6 protein-coding genes and 1 pseudogene are annotated in these 6,933 nt (G+C 56.7%); 3 read left to right on the plus strand and 4 right to left on the minus strand.

Annotated elements, in window-relative coordinates; all coding sequences use genetic code 11:
* Together RTY00_RS16675 and ettA are read left to right on the plus strand one after the other, a co-directional pair.
* Positions 1–166 (plus strand): annotated as a pseudogene (locus RTY00_RS16675) (DNA-binding transcriptional repressor DeoR); the annotation flags it as partial.
* A 194-nt stretch (positions 167–360) separates the two neighbouring features.
* Positions 361–2,028, plus strand: a complete 1,668-nt coding sequence (gene ettA, locus RTY00_RS16680; protein ID WP_008101764.1) for an energy-dependent translational throttle protein EttA — start codon at positions 361–363, stop codon at positions 2,026–2,028.
* 50 nt (positions 2,029–2,078) lie between these two features.
* On the opposite strand, the gene nadR is transcribed toward ettA, so the two are convergent.
* From nadR to serB, 3 genes are all read right to left on the minus strand, one after another.
* The gene (gene nadR, locus RTY00_RS16685) at positions 2,079–3,305 is read right to left on the minus strand and encodes a multifunctional transcriptional regulator/nicotinamide-nucleotide adenylyltransferase/ribosylnicotinamide kinase NadR (protein ID WP_154181774.1); all 1,227 of its coding nucleotides are present in this window, start codon (positions 3,303–3,305) and stop codon (positions 2,079–2,081) included.
* 105 nt (positions 3,306–3,410) lie between these two features.
* Entirely contained in the window at positions 3,411–4,796 is a 1,386-nt protein-coding gene (gene radA / locus RTY00_RS16690) for a DNA repair protein RadA (protein WP_312665187.1), read from the minus strand.
* A 13-nt stretch (positions 4,797–4,809) separates the two neighbouring features.
* On the minus strand, positions 4,810–5,787 hold the full coding sequence (gene serB, locus RTY00_RS16695) for a phosphoserine phosphatase (protein WP_312665188.1): 978 nt from the start codon (positions 5,785–5,787) through the stop codon (positions 4,810–4,812).
* Between the two features lie 107 nt (positions 5,788–5,894).
* Here serB and RTY00_RS16700 point away from each other — a divergent pair, with 107 nt between their 5' ends.
* Positions 5,895–6,575 (plus strand): YtjB family periplasmic protein, encoded by a 681-nt coding sequence (locus tag RTY00_RS16700; protein ID WP_293797909.1) that lies wholly within the window; start codon positions 5,895–5,897, stop codon positions 6,573–6,575.
* Here the strand turns inward: RTY00_RS16700 and RTY00_RS16705 are convergent.
* The coding region (locus RTY00_RS16705) for a HipA domain-containing protein (RefSeq protein ID WP_312665189.1) at positions 6,572–6,933 on the minus strand (362 nt) is incomplete at its 5' end. The two genes, RTY00_RS16700 and RTY00_RS16705, sit on opposite strands and share 4 nt — an antisense overlap.

Genomic DNA, 6,933 nt, shown 5'->3' on the forward strand with positions numbered 1-6,933 from the left:
CGCACGTCAGCGCGTGCTGGTGGCGGACAGCAGTAAATTTGGCAAAGTGCTGCCGGCGCGCATTGCTGAACTGCGCCGTTTTGATTTGCTGGTCAGCGATAGCGCGCCCGAACCGGCGCTGAAGAGCTGGCTGGCGCAACAAAACATCCCGCTGCGTTTGCCATAAGTTGATGATATTGCATGTGGTCACCATAAATGGCGACCCTACAAAAGCGTGCAGATGTGTTGTAGGGTCGCCATTTATGGTGACCGATAAAGACCGCGGCAAGCCGATGTATGACGGGTATGAATAAAGGGTGAAAACAGCTAAACTTCTGTACCTAAAGTTCATAACTCACAGACCAAAAGGCTCAATCCAACGTGGCTCAATTCGTCTATAGCATGCATCGCGTCGGCAAGGTCGTTCCGCCGAAGCGTCACATCCTGAAGAATATTTCTCTTAGCTTCTTCCCTGGAGCAAAAATCGGTGTGCTCGGCCTGAACGGCTCGGGTAAATCGACGCTGCTGCGCATCATGGCCGGTATCGATACCGATATCGAAGGGGAAGCTCGCCCGCAGCCGGGCATCAACGTGGGTTATCTGCCCCAGGAACCGCAGCTGAACCCGGAGCACACCGTGCGTGAATCCGTTGAAGAAGCGGTTTCCGAAGTGGTTGGCGCGCTGAAGCGTCTCGACGAAGTTTATGCGCTGTATGCCGATCCCGATGCGGATTTCGACAAGCTGGCCGCTGAGCAGGGCCGTCTGGAAGAAGTGATCCAGGCGCACGATGGTCACAACCTCGATACGCAACTGAACCGTGCGGCTGATGCCATGCGTCTGCCAGACTGGGATGCCAAAATCGCGACCCTTTCCGGTGGTGAGCGCCGTCGCGTGGCGCTGTGCCGTCTGCTGCTGGAAAAGCCAGACATGCTGCTGCTCGACGAACCCACTAACCACCTGGACGCTGAATCCGTGGCGTGGCTCGAGCGCTTCCTGCATGACTTCGAAGGTACCGTTGTGGCGATCACGCACGACCGTTACTTCCTGGATAACGTGGCTGGCTGGATTCTGGAACTGGACCGCGGCGAAGGTATTCCGTGGGAAGGTAACTACTCTTCCTGGCTGGAGCAGAAAGATCAGCGTCTGGCGCAGGAAGCGTCTTCTGAAGCGGCGCGTCGCAAATCTATCGAGAAAGAACTGGAGTGGGTGCGTCAAGGCGCGAAAGGCCGTCAATCCAAGGGCAAAGCCCGTCTGGCACGCTTTGAAGAGCTGAACAACACCGATTACCAGAAGCGTAACGAAACCAACGAACTCTTCATTCCACCTGGCGCACGCCTCGGCGACAAAGTGCTGGAAGTGACCAATCTGAAGAAATCGTATGGCGATCGCGTGCTGATCGACGATCTGACCTTCTCGGTACCGAAAGGCGCGATTGTCGGCATCATCGGTCCGAACGGCGCGGGTAAATCTACGCTGTTCCGCATGATGTCAGGTCAGGAGCAACCGGATTCCGGCACCATCGAGCTGGGCGAAACCGTCAAGCTGGCGTCGGTTGATCAGTTCCGTGACGCGATGGACAACTCCAAAACCGTGTTTGAAGAAGTGTCTGGCGGTCAGGACATTATGCGCGTGGGCAACACCGAGATGCCAAGTCGTGCTTACGTCGGTCGCTTCAACTTCAAAGGCACCGATCAGGGCAAACGCGTAGGTGAATTGTCAGGTGGTGAGCGCGGTCGTCTGCACCTCGCCAAGCTGCTGCAAGTCGGCGGCAACCTGTTGCTGCTCGATGAACCAACCAACGACCTCGACATCGAAACCCTGCGCGCGCTGGAAAACGCCCTGCTGGAATTCCCTGGCTGTGCCATGGTGATCTCGCATGACCGTTGGTTCCTCGACCGTATCGCCACCCACATCATCGATTATCAAGATGAAGGCAAGGTGGAGTTCTTCGAAGGCAACTTTACCGAGTACGAAGAGTACAAGAAACGCACCCTCGGCGCCGATGCGCTGGAGCCGAAGCGTATCAAGTACAAACGTATGACGAAGTAAGGCTTTTGCTGTGAAAAAGGCGCCGCATGGCGCCTTTTTTTATGGCTGAATCAACTGCCCAACATCTGCTTCACTAACTCGACGCAGCGCAGGAAGCGCGTGTCGTAGTCATCTTCTTTGACGTGAACAAACTCGATATTGTTTTCACGCAGCATGGTGATCAGCATGGTCTGGAACTCGCGGCGATCCATGGAGCTGCCGAGGCTGCGCAATCCGTCCGCCACCCACGGCACATTGTTTTCCAGCAAAATCACCAGGTCGAAACGGTACTCATCAATTAACGCCTGCACAAACGGGTGCTCGCGCCCTTCGTACTTGAGGCAAAACGCCTGCGTGGTGATGAAATCGGTATCGATAAAGGCGACTTTACTGGCGTACTTCACGGCGAAGTCGATGTACTGCGCCTGGCCCAGCGCGATTTTGTCGTAGTCGGAATATTGCAGTGCCATCTCGTCGCCACCGAGGTGCGAGAAAACATAATCGCGGCCATATTCCCAGGCGCTGGTGGTGTTGAAGATATTCGCCAGCTTGTTTACCAGCGTTGATTTGCCACTCGACTCGCCGCCCAGCACCGCCACGGTACGCACGAAGAACGGCTTCACTTCGGTTGGGATGTATTCCCAGTAGCGGAACGGATCCTGACGAATCTGGCCGCCGCTGATATTCATAAAGGATCGATTGGGATCGATCACCACCGCCGGAATGCCAAGATGCTGCTCATACATCGCGGCATCGGGTTCTTCACTGGTGTAGACACAATTTGGTTCGATGCCTTGCTCAGCCAAAAAGGTTTTAACGCCGCCGCTCCACACATCCCAGCCGTGCGGATAAGGCTCAATGCCCTCTTCATTGAACGAATGGATGCGGATATTTTTCTGGTATTTGAAGGTTTGCAGCAACCAGCGTAATCGATCGCTGATGGTCGGCTGCTGCGACATGGCGCTGTTTTCAAACAGTTCGCGATCGCGCGGATCGTCGTGGCCCATGATGATATGCAGTTCATCGACCTGACTGCAGGCGCGCTGGATCAGATAGATATGGCCGGTATGCAATGGATAAAATTTACCGAACACCACGCCAACGGTTTTATCGCGGCGCGGAAATTCCAGGCCAAGAAAACGGTGCAGCGCTTCCAGCTTCTGCGCGCTCGGGCTTTTAATTTTGGCGTTGAGCAGCTGGCTTAAGTAGCCTTTGGTCATTCCGCTGGCGTCGGCAACCTGCTGCAGCGTGTGGCCTTGCTGGCGAATGGCTGTTTTCAGGTAGTCAAATGATGACATTGCGTGCCTCCTGCGTGGAATAAAGGGCGGTGCGGCCTTTAAAACGGTGCGCATAAATGCGCACCCTACAAATGTAGGGTCGGCATTCATGCCGACCGGGAAAACTTACAACTCATCCAGAATCGCTAACGCATCCGCCAGCTTCTTCGCGCTGTACACCTTCATCCCTTCTACCGGTTTCTTCGGTGCATTACCGGCCGGGACGATGGCGCGCTTAAAGCCGTGCTTCGCCGCTTCGGAAATGCGCTCCTGACCGCTCGGCACCGGGCGAATTTCGCCGGCAAGGCCCACTTCGCCAAAGATAACCAGATCCTGCGGCAGCGGACGATCGCGGAAGCTCGATACCATCGCCATCAGCAGCGCCAAATCGACGCTGGTTTCGGTGACTTTTACGCCGCCGACCACGTTAACAAACACATCCTGATCCGCCATCTGCAAGCCGCCGTGGCGATGCAGCACCGCTAACAGGATCGCCAGGCGATTCTGCTCCAGCCCCACAGCGACGCGGCGTGGATTGCCCATCATCGAATGGTCCACCAGCGCCTGAATCTCGACCAGCAGCGGACGCGTGCCTTCCCACAACACCATCACCGAACTGCCCGAGGTGATCTCATCACCGCGTGAAAGGAAGATGGCCGAAGGATTGCTGACTTCGCGCATGCCTTGTTCGGTCATGGCGAACACGCCGAGCTCATTCACCGCGCCAAAGCGGTTTTTATGGCTGCGCAAGGTACGGAAACGGGAATCGGCATCGCCATCCAGCATCACCGAACAGTCGATACAGTGTTCCAGCACCTTCGGACCGGCCAGCGAACCGTCTTTGGTGACGTGGCCGACCATAATGATTGCCACGCCGCGCGTTTTGGCGAAGCGCGTCAGGTACGCCGCCGTTTCACGCACCTGCGCCACGCTGCCCGGCGAGGATTGGATCTCCGCCATGTGCATCACCTGGATCGAGTCGATCACCATCAGTTTCGGCTGCTCCTGCTCGGCGATCAGGCAGATCTGCTCGATGCTGGTTTCCGACAACATGTTGAGGTTTTCGGTGGGTAATCCCAGACGATGGGCGCGCATCGCCACCTGTTGCAGTGATTCTTCGCCAGTGACGTACAGGGTTCTCATCCCTTCCGCCAGCTTGCACATGACTTGCAGCAGCAGCGTCGATTTACCGGCGCCCGGATTACCACCAATCAAGATGGCGCTGCCCGGCACCACGCCGCCGCCCAGTACGCGGTCGAACTCTTTGAAACTGGTAGAGAAACGCGGCAGGGCTTCGAGGCTGATCTCCGATAGCTTCTGCACGCGGCTAACGCCCGCGTTGCCGCCGGCATAGCCGCTCAGACGCTCGTTACGCGCCGCCGCAGGCGAGGCGGCAATGCGCACCTCGGTGATGGTGTTCCACGCATGGCAGGCGCTGCATTGCCCCTGCCAGCGCGGATAATCAGCGCCGCATTCGTTACAAACGAAGGCGCGTTTTGCCGCTTTGGCCAAATCAAATCCTCAGTTAACGCTCTTCGTGAATCAGGCTGCCGGTCAGGATGCAGAACACGCCCATCAGGTCAGCATGGCGGATGATGATTTCCGTCTGCTCATTCACTTTAGGTTTAGCATGATAGGCGATACCCAGCGCCGCCGTTTTAATCATCGGCAGATCGTTGGCACCATCGCCAATCGCCACGGTTTGTTCCGGGGCAATATTAAAGCGCTCGGCAAGATCGTTCAGGGTATCGGCTTTAAATTGGGCATCGACAATCTGTCCCAGCACCTGGCCGGTCAGCTTGCCGTCGCGAATTTCCAGCTCGTTGGCTACCGCCGCAGCTAAATGCAGCGTCTGGCGCAAATAGTCGGCGTAGAAGGTGAAGCCGCCCGAGGCGATCGCCACCTGCCAGCCCAGCGCCTGCAGTTTCTGCACCAGCGTGGTTAAGCCTGGCATCAGCGGCAGCGCGTCGCGCACCTGCATCAGGATATTGGCATCGGCGCCCGCTAAAGTGCCGACGCGCTCGCGCAGGCTGGCTTTGAAATCCAGCTCGCCGCGCATGGTGCGCTCGGTGACTTCCGCCACCTGCTCGCCGCAGCCCGCCAGTTTGGCGATCTCATCGATGCACTCAATCTGGATCGCGGTGGAATCCATGTCCATCACCAGCAAGCCAGGTGTTTTCAGATGCGGGATTTTGCCAAGCGGCGCCACATCAAAACCGGCTTCATGCGCCAGTTTGCTGGCGCGCGGCGTCAGCGAGCCTGCCAGACGTATCACCTGATACTCATCGACATTCCAGGCACTAACGATCACCATCGCCGCACCCAGCTTATGCTGATAATCGGTGAGTTTTTGTTTATCGAGCCCGCGCCCATACAGCAACCAGCCAGTTCGACCGGCACGGTAATCCAGCGGCATCACTTCATCACCGCTGAGGGAAAGGGGTAAACCCGGCCAAAGTGAAACATCGGCGGGCAGATCGCACCAGGTAAGACGATTTGGCATTACAGCTCCTGTAGGGACAACAAAACCACGCAAGAGGCTACCTTGTCTGCGCGGGTTCTGGCAACATAATTGCCAGCCTTTCTGCTGTTACATCACACGGGTTTCTGATGGTTAAAACCGCACTGAAATTTCGCCTGCATCGCACGGTGATTGTTCTTATCTCGCTGGCTCTGTTAGTGGTTCTGATGCAAGGTGCATCCTGGTTTAGCCTCGGCCATCAAATGGCACGCTCTGAACAAGTGGAAGAACTGGCGCGCACGCTGACTAAACAGGTGGCGTTTAGCCTTAAACCGTTGATGGATAACAGCGACGATAACCGCACGCAGATTGCCGCGATCCTCAATCAGATGACCGATAACAGCCGCATTCTTGATGCCTCCGTTTACGCCGATGATGGCAGCCTGGTGGCGCACAGCGGCGAAAGCATTAATGTGCGCGATCGCCTGTCGCTGGATGGCAAACGTGCCGGCAGCTACTTCAATCACCAAATTGTGCAGCCGCTGGAAGGCAAAGATGGCCCGCAAGGTTTTCTGCGCGTCACGCTGGATACCCACGTGCTGGTGACGGAATCGCGTCAGGTGGATAACACCACCAACATCCTGCGCCTGATGATGTTACTGGCGCTGGCCATCGGCATAATCCTGACGCGCACCCTGCTGCGTGACCGCCGCACCCGCTGGCAGCAATCGCCGTTCCTGCTAACGGCGAGCCGCACGGTGAAAGAGGATAAAGAGAAAGAGGAAGAAGAGGCGGCAACGGCAACATCTGAGACCGAAAAAGAGCGTTAAGCCATTTTATGCAACATCACGTCCATTGCTTCCAGTTGTTGTAATGCCTGTCCGGCGATGCTGCGGAAGTTCGCGCTAAACGCAGCATCCTCTGCAATCGCCTGCCAGTAGATTTTCGCCATCGCGCTGGCAGCGCGCCACACGGCGCCAGGCAGCGAGAAATCCAGGCTTAGTTTAACCTCATCGCGCATGTGTCCCTGAGAATTAGGTGCCAGCGCCATCGGCAACATGTCGTAGGCCGGTGTCAGGCTAAAACGCTCATCATCGGTAAAGAAGGAGAGATTGCCCGCATGCATATCGCTATTGGCAATCAACCGTCCAAACGCCCACTGCAAAGTTCCGCGCTCAACCGCCACCG

The organism is Pantoea sp. CTOTU49201, assembly GCF_032054795.1.
Classification (GTDB): domain Bacteria; phylum Pseudomonadota; class Gammaproteobacteria; order Enterobacterales; family Enterobacteriaceae; genus Pantoea; species Pantoea symbiotica.